Source organism: Paenibacillus sp. J31P316 (assembly GCF_056269105.1).
In genome coordinates, this window is the sequence record NZ_JBWDNI010000001.1 from 675,311 (window position 1) to 698,767 (window position 23,457).

19 protein-coding genes are annotated in these 23,457 nt (G+C 57.5%); 2 read left to right on the forward strand and 17 right to left on the reverse strand.

Translation table 11 applies throughout. The features are described from left to right. Nucleotides 1-94: 94 nt before the first annotated feature. The 7 genes from thrS to AC0YNU_RS02910 all read right to left on the reverse strand — a co-directional run bounded on the left by thrS (nucleotide 95) and on the right by AC0YNU_RS02910 (nucleotide 7,561). Nucleotides 95-2,014, reverse strand: a complete 1,920-nt coding sequence (thrS, locus tag AC0YNU_RS02880; protein ID WP_475752918.1) for a threonine--tRNA ligase — start codon at nucleotides 2,012-2,014, stop codon at nucleotides 95-97. A 507-nt stretch (nucleotides 2,015-2,521) separates the two neighbouring features. Then, the gene (locus AC0YNU_RS02885; RefSeq protein WP_475752920.1) at nucleotides 2,522-3,355 is read right to left on the reverse strand and encodes an MBL fold metallo-hydrolase; all 834 of its coding nucleotides are present in this window, start codon (nucleotides 3,353-3,355) and stop codon (nucleotides 2,522-2,524) included. Next, nucleotides 3,349-3,615: a hypothetical protein gene (locus AC0YNU_RS02890; RefSeq protein ID WP_475752922.1), complete on the reverse strand. Its 267-nt coding sequence runs from the start codon at nucleotides 3,613-3,615 to the stop codon at nucleotides 3,349-3,351. The genes AC0YNU_RS02885 and AC0YNU_RS02890 overlap by 7 nt, the downstream gene beginning before the upstream one ends. A gap of 15 nt (nucleotides 3,616-3,630) precedes the next feature. Continuing rightward, the gene (locus AC0YNU_RS02895; RefSeq protein WP_475752924.1) at nucleotides 3,631-4,170 is read right to left on the reverse strand and encodes an aromatic-ring-hydroxylating dioxygenase subunit beta; all 540 of its coding nucleotides are present in this window, start codon (nucleotides 4,168-4,170) and stop codon (nucleotides 3,631-3,633) included. 33 nt (nucleotides 4,171-4,203) lie between these two features. Continuing rightward, nucleotides 4,204-5,562 carry an aromatic ring-hydroxylating oxygenase subunit alpha gene (locus AC0YNU_RS02900; RefSeq protein WP_475752926.1) on the reverse strand — a complete coding sequence of 453 codons (1,359 nt, stop codon included), beginning with the start codon at nucleotides 5,560-5,562 and terminating at the stop codon, nucleotides 4,204-4,206. A gap of 34 nt (nucleotides 5,563-5,596) precedes the next feature. Next, nucleotides 5,597-6,514: an NAD-dependent epimerase/dehydratase family protein gene (locus AC0YNU_RS02905; RefSeq protein WP_475752928.1), complete on the reverse strand. Its 918-nt coding sequence runs from the start codon at nucleotides 6,512-6,514 to the stop codon at nucleotides 5,597-5,599. Between the two features lie 15 nt (nucleotides 6,515-6,529). Then, nucleotides 6,530-7,561 (reverse strand): ABC transporter substrate-binding protein, encoded by a 1,032-nt coding sequence (locus AC0YNU_RS02910; RefSeq protein ID WP_475752930.1) that lies wholly within the window; start codon nucleotides 7,559-7,561, stop codon nucleotides 6,530-6,532. Between the two features lie 125 nt (nucleotides 7,562-7,686). Between AC0YNU_RS02910 and AC0YNU_RS02915 the strand changes: the two genes are divergently transcribed. Continuing rightward, nucleotides 7,687-8,523 carry a MerR family transcriptional regulator gene (locus tag AC0YNU_RS02915; RefSeq protein ID WP_475752932.1) on the forward strand — a complete coding sequence of 279 codons (837 nt, stop codon included), beginning with the start codon at nucleotides 7,687-7,689 and terminating at the stop codon, nucleotides 8,521-8,523. A 163-nt stretch (nucleotides 8,524-8,686) separates the two neighbouring features. On the opposite strand, the gene AC0YNU_RS02920 is transcribed toward AC0YNU_RS02915, so the two are convergent. From AC0YNU_RS02920 to glgB, 5 genes are all read right to left on the reverse strand, one after another. After that, on the reverse strand, nucleotides 8,687-10,672 hold the full coding sequence (locus tag AC0YNU_RS02920) for a glycoside hydrolase family 15 protein (RefSeq protein ID WP_475752934.1): 1,986 nt from the start codon (nucleotides 10,670-10,672) through the stop codon (nucleotides 8,687-8,689). Next, complete coding sequence (glgA, locus tag AC0YNU_RS02925) at nucleotides 10,654-12,117, reverse strand: glycogen synthase GlgA (protein ID WP_475752936.1); 1,464 nt, start codon at nucleotides 12,115-12,117, stop codon at nucleotides 10,654-10,656. The genes AC0YNU_RS02920 and glgA overlap by 19 nt, the downstream gene beginning before the upstream one ends. A gap of 66 nt (nucleotides 12,118-12,183) precedes the next feature. After that, nucleotides 12,184-13,296 carry a glucose-1-phosphate adenylyltransferase subunit GlgD gene (glgD, locus tag AC0YNU_RS02930; protein ID WP_475752938.1) on the reverse strand — a complete coding sequence of 371 codons (1,113 nt, stop codon included), beginning with the start codon at nucleotides 13,294-13,296 and terminating at the stop codon, nucleotides 12,184-12,186. Next, on the reverse strand, nucleotides 13,293-14,459 hold the full coding sequence (locus tag AC0YNU_RS02935) for a glucose-1-phosphate adenylyltransferase (protein WP_475752941.1): 1,167 nt from the start codon (nucleotides 14,457-14,459) through the stop codon (nucleotides 13,293-13,295). Before AC0YNU_RS02935 ends, glgD begins: the two co-directional genes overlap by 4 nt. A 55-nt stretch (nucleotides 14,460-14,514) precedes the next feature. Further along, entirely contained in the window at nucleotides 14,515-16,461 is a 1,947-nt protein-coding gene (glgB, locus tag AC0YNU_RS02940) for a 1,4-alpha-glucan branching protein GlgB (protein WP_475752943.1), read from the reverse strand. Nucleotides 16,462-16,692: 231 nt separating this feature from the next. Between glgB and AC0YNU_RS02945 the strand changes: the two genes are divergently transcribed. After that, entirely contained in the window at nucleotides 16,693-17,859 is a 1,167-nt protein-coding gene (locus AC0YNU_RS02945) for an iron-containing alcohol dehydrogenase (protein ID WP_475752945.1), read from the forward strand. Nucleotides 17,860-17,971: 112 nt separating this feature from the next. Here AC0YNU_RS02945 and murA read toward each other — a convergent pair whose 3' ends face one another. From murA to AC0YNU_RS02970, 5 genes are all read right to left on the reverse strand, one after another. Next, nucleotides 17,972-19,267, reverse strand: a complete 1,296-nt coding sequence (gene murA, locus AC0YNU_RS02950; RefSeq protein ID WP_475752947.1) for a UDP-N-acetylglucosamine 1-carboxyvinyltransferase — start codon at nucleotides 19,265-19,267, stop codon at nucleotides 17,972-17,974. Next, nucleotides 19,254-20,063 carry a DeoR/GlpR family DNA-binding transcription regulator gene (locus AC0YNU_RS02955; protein ID WP_475752949.1) on the reverse strand — a complete coding sequence of 270 codons (810 nt, stop codon included), beginning with the start codon at nucleotides 20,061-20,063 and terminating at the stop codon, nucleotides 19,254-19,256. The genes murA and AC0YNU_RS02955 overlap by 14 nt, the downstream gene beginning before the upstream one ends. A 333-nt stretch (nucleotides 20,064-20,396) precedes the next feature. After that, nucleotides 20,397-21,437, reverse strand: coding sequence for a stalk domain-containing protein (locus AC0YNU_RS02960; protein ID WP_475752950.1), 1,041 nt, complete (start codon nucleotides 21,435-21,437; stop codon nucleotides 20,397-20,399). 278 nt (nucleotides 21,438-21,715) lie between these two features. Continuing rightward, on the reverse strand, nucleotides 21,716-22,627 hold the full coding sequence (locus tag AC0YNU_RS02965) for a sugar phosphate isomerase/epimerase family protein (RefSeq protein ID WP_475752953.1): 912 nt from the start codon (nucleotides 22,625-22,627) through the stop codon (nucleotides 21,716-21,718). After that, the gene (locus AC0YNU_RS02970; RefSeq protein WP_475752955.1) at nucleotides 22,624-23,394 is read right to left on the reverse strand and encodes a Cof-type HAD-IIB family hydrolase; all 771 of its coding nucleotides are present in this window, start codon (nucleotides 23,392-23,394) and stop codon (nucleotides 22,624-22,626) included. Before AC0YNU_RS02970 ends, AC0YNU_RS02965 begins: the two co-directional genes overlap by 4 nt. Nucleotides 23,395-23,457: the final 63 nt, after the last annotated feature.

The window sequence follows — 23,457 nt, forward strand, 5'->3', positions numbered from 1 at the left end:
TCAAGAGGGGCGGCATAAGCGGCTGACGACTTTGCTCGGCAAGAATCGGAGCCATGATTCGCCCGGAATCGAAGGAGAAACGGAATCCGCGCAATCAGATGCGCGCGGCGGCTTCCCCGCTTAGCTTCGCGATCAATTCCTGCATGGAGAGGGAGCCGATTTCCCCCTCCCCGCGTCTACGGACGGACAGCGTGCCTGCAGCCCGCTCCGCTTCGCCGATGATGAGCATATAAGGAACCTTCTCCAGCTGCGCTTCGCGAATTTTGTAGCCCAGCTTCTCCTGCCGCGGGTCCGCCTCCGCACGCAGTCCGGCTTCCGTTAGCGCGGCTACGACCTCCAGCGCGTAATCCGCGTCTTTGTCCGAGACCGGAATGACCTTCGCCTGCACAGGAGCTAGCCATAAAGGGAAAGCACCTGCGTAATGCTCCGTCAGAATGCCAATGAAGCGGTCGATGGACCCGTACACGGCCCGGTGGATGACGACGGGACGATGCTTCAGACCGTCCTCGCCGACATACGACAAATCGAATTTCTCCGGCATTTGAAAATCCAGCTGCACCGTCGCGCACTGCCAGCTCCGTCCGATCGCGTCGCGAATGTGAAAATCGATCTTCGGCCCGTAGAACGCGCCGTCCCCCGGATTGACGCGATAGTGAACGCCGCGGCTCAGAAGCACCTTCTCGAGCGAGCTCTCCGCGCGGTCCCACAGCTCTTGCGCCCCCATGGCGTCGTCCGGTTTCGTCGACAGCTCGATCCGGTAAGCGAAGCCGAACACCGCATACATCTCGTCGATCTGCGCGATAACGCGCCCGATCTCCTCCTCGATCTGATCGGGCCGGACGAACAGATGCGCATCGTCCTGGCAGAACGACCGCACGCGCATCATCCCGTTCAGCGCGCCGGAGAATTCGTGCCGGTGCACCTGACCGAACTCCGCGATCCTAATCGGGAGCTCCCGGTAAGAGCGCAGCCGGTTCTTGAAGATGAGCATGTGACCGGGGCAATTCATTGGCTTGAGAGCGAATTCCGTTTCATCCACTTTCGTGAAATACATATTGTCCTTGTAATGATCCCAATGGCCCGACTGCTCCCATAACCGCCGATTCATCATGAGCGGCGTGCGCACCTCCTCGCAGCCGCGCTTCAGGTTCTGCTCGCGGGAGAACTCTTCCAGCAGCGTGCGCACGAGCATGCCTTTGGGCAGGAAGAACGGCATGCCCGGCGCTTCCTCGGAGAACATGAACAGCTCGAGCTCCTTGCCGAGCTTGCGGTGGTCGCGCTTCTTCGCCTCCTCCAGCAGCTCGAGATGATGCTCCAGCTGCGACTTCTTCAGGAAAGCCGTTCCGTAGATGCGCTGCAGCACGGCATTCGCGGAATCTCCCCGCCAGTAAGCGCCGGCGACGCTCAGCAGCTTGAATGCCTTGATCCGCCCCGTCGAGGGCAGATGCGGTCCCCGGCACAGGTCGATGAATTCGCCCTGCTCGTAAACCAAAATAACCGCATCTCCCGGCAAATCATGTATCAGCTCCAGCTTCAGCCGCTCGTCCCGCGCCGCGAAAATCGCCAACGCTTCGTCCCGGCTGACTTCCCGGCGAACGATAGGCAAGTCTTCCCGGACGATGGCTTCCATCGTTTTCTCAATGGCGCGCAGGTCGGCCGGCGTCAGCGGCTCCGCGATCGCGACGTCGTAGTAGAATCCGTCCTCGATGACAGGGCCTACGCCAAGCCGAACCGCTTCTTCGCCGTACAAGCGCTTGATCGCCTGCGCCATCAGATGAGCCGTGCTGTGCCGGTACAACTCCAGCCCCGCCTCGCTCTCGAGCGTGACGATCTCCAACGCGCAGTCATGTTCCACGGCAAAGTCCAAATCCACGAGCCTGCCGTCCACTTTGCCTGCCACGGCATTCTTGCGAAGCACGGGGCCGATCGCCTCCGCGATCGTCGCGACCGATTCCCCTCTACCGCAGCTGCGTTCCGAACCGTCTGCCATCCTCACGTTGACCTTGTTTTCCATGAACCTTCCTCCGTTCGATCGAATTGCGGCAAGCCGGCATGCGCAGTCCCGCGGCGCACGGGACCGTCGACTTTCCGCGTGAACGCAAAAAAACGCATCTCGCCCAAAAGGGACGAGTGCGTTCGGCTCGTGGTTCCACCCTAGTTCGATCCGGTCCCGTCCGCTTGCGCGGCACGAAACAAGATCCTTATTGGAATCCGGTAACGGGGATGAATCGGTTCCGTTTACAGCCGCGACACCGAGTCGGCGGGTTCAACGTGACGGCTGCAAAGTGGTAATTCCGCATCTCAGGACGGAAGGGATTCGCAGCAATCATCCCTCTCTCTGTACAGCCTGACTATGGGAACCGTGTCTTTGGTTTTCGCCAAATATGAATCTGTGATTCCATATTATTCAGATTTAACAGACAATTGTCAAGGGGGTACGTATTTTTTTTAATAATGGCTCGCGCGTAAGTGGCCGCAATCTCGGCATTGCTAGCGCTCCACGCTTCCTAAGGCGCCGGCTCTAGCTCAGCGGCGCCAGCTTGCGTTCCTTGGCCAGCACCTGCATGTTCGCTTCGTGCCGCAGCCTGAAGCCGCGCTTGAACCGATAGCCGCAGCGATCCATGAACGCCTCGAACCGGCTGTCGTCCCGCTCCTCCAGGAGCCCTTCCGTCAACCGAAGATAGGTCTCGGAATCGGCGATGCGAGCGCGTATCTCATCTGCGTCGTCCGTCACGCTGCCGTGGCTCGGAAGCAGGAGCAGCGAAGGATCGGACGCGGCGATCGAGGCGATTCTAGCAAGCGTCTCGCGATAGTGCGCATACGTGTCGAAGACGAACGGAAATTCGATATCCGAGACGTAATCGCCCGTAATGAGCATGCCGAGCGGTTCAACCAGGCACATCATGCCGTCGCCGTTATGGCCGCATGCCGAATAGAAGATCAGCGTCGTGCCGCCGATGGTCAGCCGCTCGCCTTCCTGCGTAATCACAACGTCAATTCTCGGATAGGCGATGCTGTACGGGCGCCGGATGTAGAATTCGTCGTCGAGACGTTCTACGACTTCGATGCGCTCCGCTTGGTCGGGATGATCCGCCATCGCCCGGCCGGCGATTACCGTGCAGTCGGCAAAGCTGCCGAATCCGACGATATGGTCGAAATCCGAATGCGTAAATAACAGATACACGGGCCGCTCGCCCTTCACGCCGTCGACATGCTGCCGAATGGCATCGATCTCCGAAGGCAGATAGTTCGGATCGACGACGAGCAAGAGATCGTCCGTCTCGATGACGAAAGCATTCGTTTGATACAGCTCGCTTTGAAACACATGCAGTCCATTCGTTTGATACGTCAGCACGGTTCATCATCCTTTCCTTGTTCGGCCGTCTGCCCGATCTCGCGGAACGGATACGGCTCCAGCGGCGTCTGGAGCAGCCTCGAATACATGTCCGGCCCCTGCCATGTCAGGCTTTCTAACGCGAGCGGATCCAGACACACTTTCAGTCCCAGTCCGTTCGAAATAATTTCCAGCCGCTCCCCGTTGCGGGTCCGCACCTTGCGTACCGTTACGCTGGCGAATTCATTGGCAATACGGATTTCTTGCTCGTTGGTCGTCATGCGCCTCACTCCGTCCTATAAGAAAATGCCCAGGCTGCTAATGCCCATCGTCGTATGATCCAGGAGGACAACGCGCTTCGCGAGTCGCCAGCCGTCCCTCGTCTTCCGCAACGTATCTTCCCGCTCACCCGATACAAGATCATAAGCCGGACTGTCGAACCGGCTTCGGAACAACAGCAGATTGCAGCGGAGCAAGATCTCAACTTCACCGCTGCGCTCGCCCACTTCGTCCAGCCGGAAGTTGCCCAGATGATGGCGTATCCGCGAAGGCGGATCCTCCGCCCAGTTATAGTCCGAGAACGTCCGCTCCACGCGCATCGTTATCGAGCCCATGTTCTCGTTCATATGCCACGCCTGATCGCTGAACGGACTTGGCGCATGGCGCTCCCGCGTGACCCGGATCGGTATCTGATACGTGATATCCTCCGTCAGCAGCGCGATCCAATCGCCGTATTGCCCACGGTCGAGCAGCTCCGCTTCCCGGATCAGAAACTGCTGTCCTTCGAGCAGCAGCCGCTGGTTCGCCGGGTCGCTTACATCGATGATTCGTTCCATACTTCCCGCTCCTCTCTCCACCTCGATCCGCCGCTACTCGCCTTCCTCGCCTAACATCGTGTTGACATAGGACTCGTAGAAGTACCGCTGGTTGCCTTCGCCATACCGCGGATAATACGCGATGCCGGGGAGCGGCCATTCCTCGTCCCGCTTGGCTTTTCCCATGCCGTTCATGCCCATTTGGAAATTCAGCTTCAGATTCTCCCGCGCGAACCGGTTGCCGGCTGTCTGCGTAATCGTCTCCCACGTCATGGAATCGTCCATTTCGAAAATGCCCGCCAAGCTGAACGTCGTCACTCCGGCACGATACGAAGCTTCCTTGAACGACTGCGGCGTGTTCTTGAACATGAGGAACCAATTCCAAATCTCGATCTCGTCCGGACCTTTCGGCCTCCACTGGCGCATGCTGATGAACGGAACCGGCGGCAGATCCTTCTCCGGCGTAACGGTCATGAGCAGGAACGAGCTGTTCGGGAAAATATTGCCGAGCATTTCCTTGGAATCCCGCACGATCTCCAGCCCTTTCGGATCGAGGCGGTCGAGGCGGAACGTATCGACGATTTCCTGCGGGAAGTTCCAGTACGGCATTTCGATCGGCTGCGGCGTCTTGTCGAGCGAAATGTCGATGCAATGCCCGTTGCCGGCCAGAATCTGCTCGCCGTTCATGTTCCCTAACATCGAGAACGGCGTCGAGCCGACCTCATAAGCGGAATGGTGCAGGAAAATCAGATGATACGCATCGCCGCTGAAGTTCTCCGCCGCTACTTTCCAGTTCGCCTTCACGATCCAGCGCTGCGGCTCGCCGATCACTTCCAGCCCTTCGTCCTGCAGGCCGAACAGCAGATCGAGATAATATTTGCTGTCCGCAAGATACTCTTCAAGCGGCGGCGTGTCATTGTCCAGGCAGGCGAAGATCAGACCGTGCAACGTGTCGCATCTGGCTTCCAGCAGCCCCCATTCCTTCTTGTTCAGCCCGTTGTACGCTTGCTGCTGGGCCGGCATGCCGATGAGATCGCCGTTGTTCTTATAAATAAACCCGTGGTACGGACAGCGGAAATGAGAGGCATTCCCCTTCTCCGCCCGGCAGACGCGGACGCCCCGATGCACGCAGGCATCGAGCATGACGCGGATGGCGCCGGATTCGTCCCGGTTGACGATGAACGGATCCTCGCCGATATAGCGGAGCACGTAGTCGCCCGGGGATGAAATCTCCGATTCATGCCCGACGAACACCCATTTGCGCGTAAAGATCTTCTCGATCTCCATCTCGTAGAGCTCGCGGTCATTGAAGATGCCGACGGGAATGATGCCTTCCTTGAGGCTCTCGCGCATCTCCTTCAGGAGAGAGACCGCACGGCTGTATTTCGGAGCTGCTGTCATATCGTTATTCATATCCGTCACCTCGCTCGTCTTGGATTAATAAGGATTAATAAGGGTGATTCTCCAACCAGTCGGCATAGGCGCGAACGCTTTCTTCGAACGGTCTCGACGGCTCGTAGCCGATTTCCTCGCGAGCCTTCGAGATGTCGAAGGTACCGTAGTGGTCGAGCTCGGAGAAGCGGCCTTCGCCGACATCGATGACCGCATCCGGATAGAGCTCCCGTACGAGCGAGATCAGCTCGCCGAACGTCGTTTTATACCCCGCCGTGATGCTGTATACGTAGCTCTTCATATCCGTTGCGGTCATCGCGCAGATACAGGCTTGGGCGACGTCTTTCACATGCACGTATTGGAAGCCGTAATCCCGTCCTTCCTTCAGCACCGTCGGCTCGCGCCGGATCGCATTGACGATGAGATCCTTCATGTAGCACTGCATGAATTGACCCGGTCCGTACAGCCAGCCCGGACGCAAGGACGGAATTTCAAGATCGTATAAATTGCGGTATCCGTACGCCAGCTTCTCGGTGAACACTTTCGTCGCCCCGTACACGCCGCTCGGATGAAGCGGCACGTCCTCCGTCACGATGCCGAGCTCGGCGTTGTTGCCGTAGGCGTATTCGGAACTCAGGTTTACCACCCGCTTGATACCGGAAAGTCTCGCTGCCTCGAACACGTTCGTCGTGCCGAGCGCGTTCGTCAGCACCGTCTGGTACGGAATCTCGATCGCGGTCACGGGATGCGAGATTGCGGCCGTATGAATGATGCGGTCGATCGCATAGTTGCGGATCGTCTCCAGCAGCAGCGGCAAGTCGAGCAGATCGCCTTGAACATAATCCAGTGCTTCGTCGCCTCGGTTATCCCCTGCCCGACGATCGTAGCTGACGACGCGATAGCCTTGCTCTCTCAGCATCGGTACCAAATTCGAGCCTAAAAAGCCCATGCCTCCGGTTACTAAAACGTTCATATTCCCAACCTCCTGTTATTTGGATGCCTTCGCCAATTCGTTGACGAACGCCGGATTGTAGAGCTGGCTCATATCGGGTACCTTATCGATGAACTCAAGTCCTTTCAGGAAATCGCCGACCTGCTCGCCGTTGTACTTCACCGAGAGATAATCCTGCTTATCCTGCTGCGCATCGAGATTGTCCTGCAGATTGTATACTTTCACGCCTTCAAGCGATGTCTTGAATGCTTCGGGCGTAATGTCCGCGTGCTTCGCCATGATGGCGATCGCGTCGTCCGGATTGCTTCGCAAGTACTCGACCGCTTCGAACCAGGCAGCCGTTACGTTCTTGACGTCGTCCGGACGTTTGTCGACGATGTCCTTGCGGAATACGATCGTATCCATCAACAGCCCTGGCGTTTCCTTCGAGGAGAACAGCAGCTTGCCCTTGCCCGAGCTGAGCGTCTCGCTGAGGAACGGCTCCCAGATGACCGCGGCGTCAATCTTGCCGGCTAGGAAGGACGAGCCCGCATCGGTAATCGCCATGTTGAAATACTTGACGTCCTTCTCGGCCATGCCATGATTCTTCAGCACCGTCAGGAGGAAGAACTGATCCACCGTGCCAAGCTCCGTCGCGATTCGCTTGCCCTTCAGATCCTCTACGCTCTTGATGGAGGGATCAACCACGAAGCCGTCCGCGCCGGCCGAGTAATCGATGATCAGCGGAATTTGCAGCTTGATGCCCTTGCTTGCCGGCGGCAGCGTATCGCTGAGCGTCTGGCTGTTGGCGTCCACATTGCCTGAATTCAAGGCGGAGAGACCGTCGCTGTAGCTCGGAAACCACTCCAGCTTCACGTTCACGCCATGCTCCTTGAAGAAGCCTCTCTCCTCGGCAACGTACCACAGGAAATACGTCGGAAACGGATTGACGCCGATCTTGAGCGGGCTCGCGCTGCTCCCTCCATTGCCGTCCGACGCCGATGCTCCTGACCCTGCCCCCGAACAGCCGCTAAGGAGAAAACCTGCCATCAAACCCATTCCAACCACGGAAAATGTACGATTCTTCATGTTTGTTCCCTCCACTCAGTGAACTTAAGGCGATTCTAAACCTTTGTGCTACACAAAAGTCAACACCAATGTTATATTTATTCACATCAAGCATGGGAGCTTTGCCGGAGAGGAGCCGAAACGGCATGAAGGAACGGCTGAGTATCAGCGAAATGGCGCAGCTTCGCGGCATTTCTGCCGAGACGCTGCGCCATTACGATCGCATCGATCTGTTCAAGCCGCAGTTCGTCGACCCCCAGACCGGATACCGGTATTATTCGATCTTTCAATACGAGGTGCTGGGCACGATCAAGGAGCTGCGCCAGCTGGGTATGACGACGACGGAGATCAAGCAATACTTTAGCGAACGCAACATCCGCAATTCGGCAGAACTGCTGGCCGAGAAACACGCGGAGCTCGTCCGCAAGCTGGAGGAGTTGACGGCATTGGAGGAAAACGTACGGAATAAGCTCGTTTTTCTGCGGCAAATTTTGACCGAAACGGACAGTCAGGCCATACTGTTCCGGCGAATCGAACGGAGGAAGCTGTTCACGCTGCATCAGACGATCAACAGCAATTTGGAGCTGTGCTACGGGGTGCTGGGCTTGGAAAACCGGCTGACGGAGACAGCCCCGATTCTCGCCAGCAATCGGCTCGGCGTCCTGCTGGCGAAGGAAGACTTGGAGGCCAGGCGCTTCGAGTCGCCCTCGACGATCTTCGTCGTCGCCAATCGGACGACGATCGTGCCGAAACCGAATCTCGTCGTTATCCCGGCAGGCATGTTCGCCTGTGTCCGCTATTACGGCGAGCTGTGGAACCGCAGCGCCAGCGTCGCTGCGCTGCTCGGCGAGCTGGAAACCCAAGGGTTCGAAGCGACCGGCGACGCGCTGCAAATCATGCAGGTGGACATCACGATTACGGACAATCCCAGCGAGGTCATGTTCGAAATCCAAGTCCCCGTGAGGAGACTGGGCGAGGATTGAGTACTTGCGAAAGCCTTTATTGCGCGATAATAAGACCGTATTATTGTTTCGTGGAACAAAAACAGGGCTGTCTTAACAGGTCATGGAGTGACCTGTTAAGACAGCCCTTATTCGTGCACAATCATGTTTGCGCTGGTCCTTGTTCGCACCGGAGAGAATCGCTTTATTTCGCCGTTTCGGTCACGCTAGCCGCAGACAACAGAGCGTATTTCTCCGCATAACGGGTGACGGACTGCACGTATGTCGCATGGGACCAAGTAAGCGGCGCAACCGACAAGGGACTGCCGTCGTTCGGATGCAGCTGCTCCGGCAGGACGCCGCTCGAGAGGGCGGTTTGGACGACCCACTGCAGCGTGGCGCGCGGTTTGGCCAGATCGGAGAGCGTCTTGGCGGACTCGATCTCGAAGTTGGCTACCCACAGCGTGCAGATCACCCACGGATTGCCGGGAACGTTCTCGATATCGCCCGACTGTTGGAAATAATAGTCGTTCGTATACCGGGCCACGCCGCCGACATGCGTCTTGATCGTCAGACCGTCGCGAATGGCATGCATCGTCTTCACGACGCGCTCGTCATCGACGGGCAGGACGCCGAATTCCCAGATCGCGAACATGCTGCTCTCCAGCGTCATGTCCTTCACCCAGCGATTGTCCTTCTGGATCAGTCCGCGGGCGAAGCGGCCCGCTTCTTCATCCCATAGATGCGTCAGAATACCCTGCTTGATGTTCTCCGCGGTATTGCGGAGTTGGTCGCTCCGTTCGTAATCCCCGAAGAGCTCCGTGAAGAACGCCGCCGCCTTAAGCCCGCCATAGACGGAAGACGCCGTATACGTCCATATCCCGTACCGTTCCTCCCATAAGTCATAGCTCGGTTTGGGCAGCGACAAGGCATGCTCCATATACTGGCTGAGAAACGTAGCGCCTTTGCGGATCAGATTATGATAGAGCGCCTGCGGCAGTTCGATGACCTGATTCCGCGCGTAGTCCCTCCATAACGCGAACAGCACGAGCGCCGTCTCGTCCTCCTGGATCGGCAGGCGCCGGCTGCCCTGCACGATATACGGATGCCAGCTGGAGCCGACCGTCCCGTCGGGATTGTATTTGTGGAACAGAAAACCGTCCGGCGACAGCGCCTGCGCGCAAAACTGGAAGAATGGCGCGATAACGCTTTGAAAACCGGCCGCCGACATCGCATCCGCGATCAACGCGCCGTCGCGCGGCCACATATAGCTGTAATGATCGCGGTTGTATTGCAAGATGTCGGTGTCGTTCGCGGCAATGATGGCGCCGCCCTCGTCGGTCTGCGTCCGCACGATCAAGAGGCTTAAGCGGAACATATGGATCGCTTCAGGCGTTAGGTCGCCGAGGTTTTGCTCCGCCCGGTTCAGCCAGTGATTCCAGTAGATGACGATCCGGCTGAGCAGCTTCTCGGGATGGCTCTCCTGGACGTATTGGTTCAGCGCCTTGACTTCCTCGAGATTTTTGCCGATGGACATCCAATAGAAGACCGTCTTGTCGCCGCCCGGAGGCACGACGGTACGGAAGCTGATCGTGCTGTCGACGGAACCCTGCGCGATGGAATTGCCCATGAGCGTACCGTCTTCGGCGTCGCGCCAGGTGCCTTCGGCGGACTGAAACCGTTTGATGCCCGTCGTATATTGCATCATGCCGCCCTCGTCCGAGAAACCGTTGAACATGAAGTACGACGAGCGCTTGTAATGGTACAGCGTATGGTTCTCGGGATAATACGCCGCGGTATCGCCGACCTCGGAGCCGTCGATCATCAGATCGTGATGGAAGAAGAGCCGGCACTCGCGCGATTCCGTGCCCAAATTGCGGATGAGAACGCGCTTGATGTAGATGCTCTCCCTCTGATGGATCCCGTCGTTGATATGCAGCTCGATGGCGAGCCTGTCGTTTCGCGCGATCACATTGGTGACGAGCGAATCCGCGATGTAAGAGAGCTGGAATTTCCATTCGGGATCCTCCAGCCAGGAGAATTGTCCGCCGACCCAAATCCCGAACCGGCAATACTGACCGCCGACGTGGTTGAGCTGGCCGACGAACGGATAATAAATATCGCGTATGTAGCAGTTGGCATCCAAATTCATGAGAATTTTGCCGTTTCCGATTACGAGATGACGGGCCATTCGGAACTCTCCTCTCTTTGCGGCACAAGGGAGCCGTACAACGCCAGGTACGCCTTGGCCGAGCGTGTCCAGCTGAAGTCTTCCTTCGCCCCGTTCGCGACGATTCGCTGCCACGCCTCGGAGTCCTGATAGAATTGGACCGCGCGCTGCACCGTATACAACAAATCATGGGCGTTATAATTCGCGAAGCTGAAGCCGTTGCCCTCGCCGGTAAACTCATTGTACGCGTGGACGGTATCGCGAAGACCGCCGGTTTCCCGCACGATCGGCACGGACCGGTAGCGGAGCGCTAGCAGCTGGCTGAGGCCGCAGGGTTCAAACTGCGACGGCATGAGATACATATCGCTTCCCGCGTAAATGCGCCGGGCCAGCCCGTCGTTGAAGCCGAACCAGGTGGCTACCTGTCCGGGACGCTTCGCCTGCGCCTTGCGGAACATCTGCTCGTAATGCCAGTCTCCGGAACCGAGAATAACCAGCTGGACGTTCTCCGACAGGATCTCCTCCAGCACCGCCTCGATCAGATCGAAGCCCTTCTGATCGACAAGCCGCGATACGATGCCGATCAGCGGCGTATCCTCGGATTCCGCGAGCCCGAGCTCCCGTTGAAGCGCAAGCTTGTTCTTCCGTTTGCGCGGCAAAGATCCCCTATAGGGCACCGATAATGCCGGATCGTTCATCGGATCGAACAGCTCCGTATCGATGCCGTTCACGATGCCGCTCAAGTCGCCGGCGCGGTAGCGCAGCAGGCCATCGAGCTTCTCGCCGTAATACTCGGTCTGGATCTCGTTCGCATAGGCCGGACTGACCGTCGTCAGCTTGTCGGCGTACCGAAGTCCTCCCAGCATGCAGTTGCCTGCGCCGAAGAACTCGATCCCCTCCGAGCCGAACAGCTCGTCGCCCGAGCCCAGCAGATCCTTCAGCAGCTCGCGCCCGAAGACGCCTTGGTAACGCAAATTATGAATGGTATACACGGAAGCGAGATCCCGCGTACCCGGCTCGTACCGGTACCGCGTCTTCAGCAGGAACGGAATGAGACCCGTCTGCCAATCATGGCAATGGATGACGTCGGGATGGAAGTCGGAATGGAACAGCGACTCGATGACCGCGAAACAGAAGAAGACGAATCGCTCCGCATCGTCGTCGTACCCGTAGAGACCGCTGCGTTTGAAATAAAACTCGTTATCGATCAAATAATAGACGATGCCGTCGATTTCCGCCTTCAGCAGTCCGCAGTATTGTTCCCGCCAGCCGAGCCGTACGTTGAACGTTGCGATCGTTTCGAATTGGTCCGCAAGCGTCGCTGGAATCGAGCCGTAATTCGGCAATATGACCCGAACGTCCGCGCCTTTCGCGCGGAGCGCCTTCGGCAGCGCGCCCGCGACGTCGGCGAGGCCGCCCGTCTTCACGAGCGGCACCGCTTCCGAAGCTGCAAATAATAGTTTCATCTTGTAGTTTCACCTCGACTGCGGCCGCGATCTACGCTTCGCGGCCGTTGATGCAATTCATAGAGCTTATATAACCTTGCGCTTGACTGCAATAAACGGAGAGGCTTCCGCGCCGTACAGCTCTCTGCTGCGTTCCACGGTCACGTCTTTGTCCAGGATGGCGTGATTGACCGTGCTGTTCTCGCCGATGATGCCGTTCTGCATGACGATGCTGTTGCGGACGACCGCGCCTTTGCGGACATGCACGCCTCGGAACAGAATGCTGTTAATCACGGTACCCTCTATGATACAACCGTTGGCGATAATCGAATTGCTCGTCTTCGCCCCTTCGGCGTAGCGCGCGGGCGGTTCGTCCTTGACCTTCGTGAAGATCGGCCCCGGCTCGAAGAACAAACTCTTCCATACGTCCGGACGAAGCAGCTGCATGCTGTTCTGATAATAGCTGTTCAGCGTGTTCACGACGCCCAAGTAACCGTCGTACTTGTAGCATTGGATGCGCAGCTTGTCGACGCGGGACATGATCGCATGGCGGACGAGATGGTCCTGCCCTTGCGCCAGCGACGTATCCACCAGCTCGAGGAGCAGATCCTTGCGCATCAGGTACATTTCCATCGAGACCAGATCGCTTTCCATCCGTCCAAAATGGTCCTGCATCGCCGTAACGCGGCCTTTCTCGTCAACCTGCACCTTCCTTGCCCGTCCGCCGAACAGCACGGACTCCTCTTTGCAGATGACCGTGATGTCCGCTCCGCTCGCTTTATGCGAAGCCAGCACGCCTTCGAAGTCGATATTGCAGATCATGTGGCTCCGCGTCACGAGCACGTAGTCATGCGTGCTGCGGGCGAAGAAATCCCGGTGCTGATAGAAGTGATAGAGGTCGCCGCGGCGCACCTCGTTGACGTCGTCGGTGACCGGCGGCATGATGAACAAGCCGCTTTGGCGATGATGCAGGTCCCAGTGCTTGCCGGAACCGAGATGATCCATGAGGGAGCGGTACTTGGTCTGCGCGAACACGCCGACCTTGTTGATGCCGGAGTTGACCATGCTCGAGAGCGTGAAATCGATCAAGCGGAACCGTGCGCCGAACGGCACCGTGGCCAGGCAGCGGCTTGCGGTCAGCGACTCCATTTCGTCCGATTCGTGAATTAAGTTGATGACGCCCAATATGGATGAATTCATGAGTGCTCGACCTCCTGCAGCGAATGATTGGCCGTGACGAGCTCGTCGCTTCCGATAACGGTGACGGTCTCGCTGTTCGGATTGCCGATGACGACGCCGTCCCCGATAATGGCGCCCTCCCCAAGGATGGATTTATAAATGCGAACGCCTTTGCCGATCTTGACGTTCGGCATGACGACGGATTCTCGGATTTCGCTGCCCGCTCCCACTTGCACGCCGTGAAACAGCACGGAACGCTGCACGAGACCTTCGACGATGCAGCCTTCGGTTACGAGCGAATCTACGATTTCGGCGGTCGCCGCCGCATAATGGGCCGGTCGATTCGGATTGACGGAATAGATCCGCCAGCTGCGGTCGTTCAAGTCCAGCGCAGGCTGCTCGGACAAGAGATCCATGTTCGCCTCCCACAAGCTTTCCAAGGTGCCGACGTCCTTCCAATAGCCATTAAACGTATAGGACTGCAGCTTAACCCCGTCTTGCAGCATCGCCGGAATAATATCTTTGCCGAAATCATTCCCGGAGTGGCGGTTCGCCTCGTCGCGGATCAAATATTGCTGAAGTACCGGCCAGGAGAAAATATAGACGCCCATGGACGCCATATTGCTCGTCGGCACCTTAGGCTTCTCTTCGAACGATGTGATGGTGCCTTCCTCGTTCGCATGCATAATGCCGAAGCGGCTCGCTTCCTTCCAATCCACCTCGATGCAGGCGATCGTGACGTCGGCGCCGCGTTCCTCGTGTTCGCGCAGCATAAGATCGTAATCCATTTTGTAAATATGGTCACCGGAAATCACGAGCACGTAGTCCGGGTCATACTGATCGATGAAGCCCATGTTCTGATAGATGGCATTCGCGGTCCCTTTGTACCACATGCCGCCCTTCGATTTCACATAAGGTGGAAGAATCGCCATTCCCCCGTCCCGCCGGTCGAGTCCCCAAGGACTTCCGATCCCCAGGTACGTATTCAAGACGAGCGGCTGGTATTGCGTAAGCACGCCTATGGTGTCGATGCCCGAATGAGCGCAGTTGCTTAAGGTGAAATCGATAATACGGTACTTCCCGCCGAAGTGGACAGCCGGTTTGGCCAAGTCCTTGGTCAAGACACCCAGTCTCTTTCCTTCTCCTCCGGCGAGCAGCATGGCTACCATTCTTTTTCTGCCCATGGACACCCTCTCCTTCTCGGCTGCGTGCGGCCTGCCGCAGCACAATAATTGTTCCTTACGTCATGCCAGGCAAAGCGGAAAAGCGGTCGCGGCCATGTTCCCCCGTAGCGAACACGAGCAATTGGAACGATAGCGGCGGGAGATCGAGCGTCAGGCTGCACGGTCTTCCGTGCCAGGCCGACTTGGTGCTGTATAGAACTTCCTGCGGATGCGCCAAGGCACCGCCGAAGGCTGCCGCCTCGCTGTGGAGCGCACGCCGGTATTGGCCGGGCTCGGGTACGCCGATGCGATATTCCGGATAATGGTGGGCCGAGAAATTGCAGACGACGATTGAAAAATCGTTCTCGCTATGCCCGCGGCGCATGAACACGATGACGCTTTGCGCCGCATTGTGCACGTCGATCCATTCGAAGCCGCCGGGATCGCAGTCCCGTTCCCATAGGGACGACTGCTCGCCGTAAACGCGGTTCAGCGTCTTGACGTAATGATGCATGCTTTCGTGCTTCGGATATGCGAGCAGCTGCCAATCGAGCGGCTCGTCGTACTTCCATTCGTCGAACTGCCCCCACTCGCCGCCCATGAAGAGCAGCTTCTTGCCGGGATGCGTCATCCAGAAGCCGTAGAACAAGCGAAGCTGAGCGAACTTCTGCTCATAACTGCCGGACATTTTATTGAGCAGCGAATATTTGCCGTGCACGACCTCGTCGTGGGACAGCGGCAGAACGTAATTCTCGGAGAAGGCATAAACAAGCGAGAAGGTGATGAGATTGTGATGGCGCATGCGCTCGCCGGGATCGAGCGCCATGTAGCGGAGCATATCGTTCATCCAGCCCATGTTCCATTTGAAATTGAAGCCGAGTCCGCCCATGTAGGTCGGCGACGTGACCGCCGGCCAGGAAGAGGAATCCTCCGCGATCATGAGGGCGTCCGGGAAGTAATGAAACACCGTTTCGTTCAATATCTTCAGGAAGCGGATGGCGTCGATATTTTCGTTGCCGCCGAACGTATTGTACGTAAGCATTTCAGGGGGTTTGTCGAAATGAAGATCGATCATGCTGGCGACGGCGTCCACGCGAAGGCCGTCGATATGGAAAACATCCATCCAGTAGATGGCATTGGATATGAGAAAGCTCTGTACTTCCGTGCGGCCGAAGTCGAAAGCCAAGGTCCCCCATAAGGGCTTCTCGGCCCGCTTCCAGTCTGTTCCCTCGAAGATCGGCGTGCCGTCGAACAACCGGAGTCCGTGATCATCCTTGCAGAAATGTCCCGGCACCCAGTCTAGAATGACGCCGATTCCGCGCTGGTGGCAGCGGTCGATCAGATACATCAGCTGCTTCGGATTGCCGAACCGGCTGGTCGCGGCGTAATAGCCGGTTACCTGGTAGCCCCAGGACATATCGAGGGGATGCTCCGTGATCGGCAGCAGCTCGATATGGGTATATCCCGCTTCCACCACGTAGTTGACCAAGCCGTCCGCCATTTCTTCGTACGTCCAGAACATCTCCTTGCCCCAGCTGCGCCAGGAGGAGAGATGAACCTCGTAGATGAGCATCGCTTCATGATAAGGGCTGACTTCCTGCTTGCGCCGCTGCCATTCGCTGTCATGCCATTCATAGTCGAATACTTCGGAGACGACGGAGCCCGTGCTGGGACGCAGCTCGGCTTGAAACGCGAACGGATCAGCCTTCAGCAGCCGCTCGCCTTCGAGCGTATGTATCTCGTATTTGTATACGGTGCCCGGCCCGAGATTGGGCACGAACAGGCTCCATACGCCGGTTTCGCCGATCAATTCCATGCTGTGGCGCTCGCCCTGCCAGCTGTTGAAATTGCCGACTACCCGGACCTCGCGGGCATGAGGCGCCCAAACCGTAAATCGAACGCCGCATTCATCGTCTAGACGAATCGGATGTGCACCGAATGTGCGATAGCTGTGATAGAGACTACCTTTATTGAACAAATATAAATCGCGCAATGAGATTCCGATCGTTGCTGCATTCGCCATAAAACGGCACCCACCTCCTAAGTGTAGCGTCTTTGTAAAGGTCTTGTCATGAATACTGACGCGGTGCGATTATGCTTATTATTATACACGCCGCGCCCAAAGTTGGCATCTTATTTTCTGAAAATTCTTGATTGTCGAATAATGCGGTGCTGCCGGCTCCCGTAAACTTGCTTCGGGTTTTTGGAATCGCTAAGATAGAAGAATGCGTTCGATACCAATTGGAGGTGCATCATGAAGTCATTTTCTTACCAGAATCCAACCAAAATCGTTTTTGGCAAAGACACAACCGCGCAGTTAGGCGAACTGGTCGAGCCTTATGGAAAGACGGTTTTACTTGTATATGGGTCAGGCAGCATAAAAAGAACCGGCTTGTATGACCAAGTCATGAGCCAGCTCGATTCCATCGATGCGAAAGTCGTAGAATTGTCAGGCATAGAACCCAATCCTCGGCTGACCTCCGTCAAACGTGGGATTGAGCTTTGCCGCAGCGAAGGCGTCGATTTCATTCTGGCCGTCGGCGGCGGAAGCGTGCTGGACGCTGCCAAAGCCATCGCGGCAGGCGTGCGGTATGACGGCGACGTATGGGATTTCTTCATGCAGAAAGCGACGATCGCGGACGCGCTTCCGATGGGCGCGGTCCTGACGTTGTCGGCGACCGGTTCCGAGATGAACGGCAATTCCGTCGTCTCGAATTGGGAGACGAAGCAGAAGCGCTCCTTCGGCAGCATACATACTTACCCCCGTTTCTCCATTCTTGACCCAACCTTGACGTTTTCCGTTCCGCGCGACCAGACGGTCAACGGAATCGTGGATATCATGTCGCATGTGTTCGAGCAATACTTCTCGCTGACGGAGGATGTACCGCTGCAGGAGAGACTGTGCGAATCCATCCTGCAGACGGTAATCGAGAATGCGGAGCTGGCCTTGGAGAAGCCGGACAGTTACGAAGCGCGCGCCAATCTGATGCTCTGCGGCACCTTGGCGCTTAATGGCGGCTTGATCAGCGTCGGCATGGCCAACGACTGGGCATCCCACGGAATCGAGCATGAGATCAGCGCGATCTACGATATTCCGCATGGCGCGGGACTGTCCATCGTATTCCCGAACTGGATGAAGTACGTGTACACGGAACGCGTCGGCCGATTCGCGCAATACGCGGAGCGCGTATGGGGCATCGAGCGCGGAAGCAAATCCGACGAGGATCTGGCGCTTGCTGGCATTTCCGCGACGCGCGCTTTCTTTACCCGAATCGGCGCGCCGGCGACGCTGTCGTTCTACGACATCGACGAAGAGCATTTGGACGTCATGGCGCGGGAAGCGGTGCTGTTCGGGCCGATCGGCAATTTCAAGAAGCTGCATGAGCAAGACGTGAAGGAAATACTGGTCATGGCGCTGTAACAGTAACAACGGCCGGACCTGAAGAAGCCAATATTCTGCCCGGCTATTGCCGGTGGAATATTGGCTTCTTTCATTGTTGCGTCTATCATGACTATGGATGCAGCCTTATTCGTTAATTGCTTTGTTGAAGCGCGCCGCCGATGACGACTTCCTCGGAATCAAACAATTCGATATTCGCTCCCAGCAACCGGAAGGCGCCTACGGCATCCTCATAGCCCCTGTCGATATGCTGAACGCCGGCGATCGTCGTCGTTCCTTCGGCGCATAAGCCCGCAAGAATCAAACAGATGCCCGCCCGTACGTCCGAGGCATGCACGAGCGAACCGCGCAGCGGGGCTCCGCCGTTCACGAACGCGACGCCGGAGCGTACCTTGATGTTCGCCCCCATGCGGTTGAGCTGATAGGCATGATTGAACCGTGCCGGATAGATGCGCTCGCCGATGATGCTTTTACCCTGCGCCTGCGTCAGAAGAGCGGTCAACGGCTGCTGCAAATCGGTCGCGAAACCGGGATACATCGCCGTCCGAACGCGAGTCGCGCGAAGCGGTCCCGCGGCATGCGCCGTGATCGAATGACCGTCCGCTTCGATTTCCATGCCGATTTCGCGAAGCTTGAACATGCAGGAGGACAGATGCTCCGGAATGACGTCACGCACGGTAATGCTACCGCCCGTCGCGCCTGCCGCCATCAGAAAGGCGCCTGCAATTAGCCGGTCCGGGATAACGGTATACTCGCAGCCCGAAAGCGCCGTCACGCCTTCAATCCGAATATGATCCGTACCTGCTCCGACGATTCTGGCTCCCATCCGGTTCAGCAGATTCGCCGTATCCGTAACCTCGGGATCGCGGGCGGCGTTCATCAATACCGTCGTCCCCTTAGCCCGGACAGCTGCCAACATCGCATTGATCGTCGCACCGCTCGTAATCATATCGAAATACACGACCGCGCCTTTAAGCTCTGCCGCTTCCACCGTATAGTGCCGGTCGAAGAACGAGAACGAGGCTCCCATATGCTTCAGCGCTTTGATATGCTGATCCATCGGGCGGCTGACGAAATCATCGCCGCCGGGATAGCCGACGGACACAGAGCCGAATTTCGCCAGCAATGCCCCGACGAAATAGTATGCCGCCCGGAAAGACGAGGATTTAGCAGGATCCAGCGCCGTCCTGTCGATGAAGCGGGGATCGATAATGACGGTGCCTTTTGCAGGACGTTCGAATTTCAGTCCGATTTCGCTTCCCAATTCGTAGATGACTCTCAAGTCCGCAATCTCGGGAATGCCGTGCAGCGTAACCGGCTCATCAGCCAAGCAAGTGGCCGCCAGCAGAGCGAGTGCGCTGTTCTTGGAGCCCGGTATCGTAACGCTGCCTTGCAGTGGCGCGGATCGTTCAACTTTAATCGCTCTCATGGCCAGCCCCTTCGCTCGGATCTTCATCCGCAACTATTACTTTGACGTTTCTGCTTTCGATTTCACGAATCACTTTATCGGATGCGCCCTGGTCGGTTATCATCAGATCGATCTCTGACAGCTGGACGGATGTCGCGAACATCCGGATGCCGATCTTCTCGTGCGGTGCCAAGCATACCGTTCGCCTGGACGCCTCCGCGACGGCGCGCGCAAAAGCCGCTCCCTCCGGCGTAGACGTACTGACTCCGTTCGGAGCGATTCCGCCGCCTGTGATGAAGCCGATATCGAAATTGAACTTGCCGAGCATCTCGAATGCGATCGTATCGATCATGCTGTCCCCGTTTGACCGAAGCTTGCCGCCGATGAGATACGATTCGATATGATTCTCGCCACGAACGGCTTCCGCGATGGTCAGGGAGTTCGTAATGATCGTAAACGGGAATTCCGCGGGCAAATACTTCAGCATGCCGAAGTGAATGCCCGCACTGCCGATAAATACGGTATCGTTCTTCTGGATAAGCGATGCCGCGTATTTGGAAATCGCGTTCTGATGCGGCGCCCCTTCTCCGTACCGGGCGGCGCGCGGCTGAGCCAGCGTGCGCACCTTAGGCAGCGGCGCAAGCGGAATGGCTCCGCCATATGTTTTCTGCAGCAAGCCCTGCTCCTCCATGATCGTCAGGTCCCGCCTGATCGAATCGATGGACAGCTGGAACTGGCCGGCAAGTTCTTTGGCGACGATTCTGCCGTCCTTCGCAAGCAGCTCCAAAATATGCTGCCTTCGTTCCTCGGCTAACATATCCAACCTCCATGTCGTTCTGTTCATTGGTTAATCTTTCATGGCCTATTCACATCCTATTCCGTATTATTCATGATTGTCAACGTATTATTCGTATTCTTTAACGTTTCTTCATTGTTTCATGATTATTAACCCTGCCTTGGGCGGACGAAACAAAAAGCCGCAATCCCCTCACGTTGAATGATCGTGCTTGAGACGTCGGATTTCACGGTCATTCGTTTTACGGTTACTCTATATGGTCTCGACTTGCTTGCGCAGCGGTAACACTTCGAGATTTGGGGTGGTACTACGTTTGTCAGGCTTTAAAAACTCCAGCGCAGCAAGGCTTTGAATCTATGAAAACACCCGTCTAGCCGTCACGAACCGGTCCTTCCACTGCCCGTCGAACGTCTCGATATGGACCCCGAGCTTGTCCGAATACGTGTGCAGGATTTTGCCGTCTCCGGCATAAATGCCGACGTGTCCGATATCGAGACCGCGCGCGCCGAAGAACAGCAAGTCCCCTTTTCGCAGGTCTTCGAGCTTGACTTCCCGGCCTTCCTTCGCCTGATCGTAAGAGACGCGGGGAAGATCGATCCCGAGCACTTCGCCGAATACGCGCTTGACGAACGACGAACAATCGAAGGCATCGGTCTGATCGGAATCCGCGCCGAATTCATAATGCGTGCCGATAAACGACGAGCCGAACGCGATCAGCGCATCCGCTTGCTTCATAACCAAGTCCGCGCTCGTATAATTCGAATACTTGGGCTTCGCCGACATAAACCCGATCTTCCCGTCCTCCGTCTGCACCTCGAGCCAATTCGCGTCGACGGCGCGGATCACGTGGATCCGCTGGCCTTTCGCGAGCATCCGGACGAGCGATGCATCCGCCTCGGAATTCGGCTCGGTTCTCAGGTTAACGCCGTATGTAATCTCCGTCTCGAACGTATGGGCGGACGATATGCTGATCGAGCGGGCGTATGCATGCCATTGGACGACATTGCCCAACATCTCGCTTACGAACCGCAGCGGTACCATGGAGAAACCGCCGATCAATTTCCCCGGCACCGGAAGCGTCAGCTTCTCTTGGTTCTTATAAGCGACGCTTTCGCCCAACCGATAGGTGATGACCGCGCCGTCCTTCAGCGCCGTCACCGACTGCGTGCGCTCGTCCCATTTTACTTGGGCCCCTTCCGCTTCGAAAACCGGACGCAAAGGCACGTAGCTGACGCCGTTCTCGATGACGGGCGGCGCGGAAAATGCCAACGGGCGACCGTCCAACAGCATCGTGGGCGGCTGCTCGCTCGCCGCATGCGCGTTCTTGGCTTGGACCGTCGTGATGGTCAGGGCCAGCAAGGCGACCGTTGCGTATTTAATTGTGCTTTGTTGCATTCCTTGGACATCCTTTCCAACCGAGATAATAGTTAGACGCGAATGCGGGCCGGTTTGTTTTGGTCTTTTTTGCATTGGATGCTTTTACCACATTCGGCGCATATGACTGGGAGCGGGAACCTATATAACGAAGAAAGCCTATGAATTCCGCCGCGATGGCCGATCATAGGCTTTCGATGCTGACGACTATGCGGTGATGTCGCTGCCTTTCGGCGTCTCGTGCCTTAGCGTGTCGAGGTGCGGCCGCGATGCTGCCCTCGATCCGCCGGCCTTTCTCTCTACCCGATCAGCAGCCCGCCCTCCGCCGACTCGCGCGGGAATGCGCCGGTCAGCTGCTTGGCCGTCGATACCGCGAACTTCAAGGCCTCATCCATGAGCGCTAACGGCACGGGACGGAAGAATCCATGTATTTCGTAGGTAAAGTCGCCTTGGTAGCCGGCATCCGCCAGCCCCGCCATCACATCGTCCCACTGAACCGTGCCTTGGTGCGGAAGCAGATGCGCGTCGGTCAGCCCATGATTGTCCTGAACATGGATGGTTTTGAGCAGTGCGCCCAGCACGCGAATCGAATCGCCTTGGCGCAAGCCTTCAATATGCGCATGTCCCGTATCCCAGCAGGCGCCGAACAGCGGATGATTCAGACTGCCGACCAGCTCGGCCAATTCTTCAGGCGCGGCGCAATAGCTGCGCAGCGGCCGTCCGCCGCCTCTTGGACGGTCGAACATGTTTTCGAGCGCCACGCCGACGCCCGTCTCTTCCATGACAGGCAGCAGCCGCAAATACGTGCTGCGGTTAAATTCCAATTGCTTTGCATACGACTCCGCGCCAACAAGCGTCATATTCCCCGGATGCAGGACGACCCACGGCGCGCCCAATATCGCGGCCGTACGCAGCGCCCGCTCCGAATAAGCCAGATAGGAATCGAGATCAAGCCCCAGCTGCATGCTGTCGAAGGCTGCGCCGTGAATAGGTCCGTGCGTTTGCGTGAACGCCGCGCCATGAAGCTCTGCCGCCTCGCGGATCCCCTGCGCCCAACGTTCTTCCTCCGTCCAGGTCATGCCGAGCAGGCGGGATACATAATCGGTATAATTGAAATCCAGCGCCTCGAAGCCTGCCGCCTTGCATCTGCGAATCGCATCTCCGATCGGGTAGTCCGTATCGAACATATGAATGGATGTGGAAATTTTCATTTCGCCAACTCCTCCTTATGATGGTCTTGCAGTAAATACCGCCGCACAATCCAGGCTACCCCGTCTTCCTCGTTGGTCGGTCCGATCAGTTTGGCCAGGCGCTTCAACTCGTCCTCTGCATTGCCCATGGCAATCCCAAGGCCGGCGGCTTGAATCATCGCCGCGTCGTTCATGCCGTCTCCCACCGCAATGACCTTCTCCATGGGAATACCCCATTGTCCGGCCAGCTCGGCGATGCCCGACGCCTTGCTCACGCCTCTGGCGTTGATCTCGCATTGGTATGGATTAGCCCGGCTGACCTCCACCTGATCCTGCCATTCCTGCACGCTTTGCCGGATGCGTGTCATTATCGCATGGTCCCGGGACTCGACCGCGAACGAGAACCATGCAGCTTCCTCCGGCTCCGGAAACGGAAGCCCGGCGTTGCTGTAATAGCTTCCCTCTCTGGCATGGCCCCAGTGCAGGACGCCATGCTCCTCCGCCGCAACGCGCAGCCGGCGGACCCAAGGCGCCTCCAGACTGCGCTCGCTCAAGAGCTTCCCCGGCGCAAGCCAGTTCTGGGCGCCGTTGGCGCAAACCATTGGCGTGCTCAGGTCGAGCTCCTTCATGACCGGAAGCAGTTGATCCACCGGCCGGCCGGAGGCCAAGATCACGAGGCAGCCGAGCTCCGAGGCTTGGTGCAGCGCTTCGCGGGTCGCAGGGGCCAGCTCCCCCCGGGGGTTAAGCAGCGTGCCGTCGATATCGAGCGCGATGCAGGTATAGGTCATGGAATCGCCTCCTAGCCCGTTCGCATGGATGCGCAGCGTTCTTCGCCGCATGCCGATGCGCGG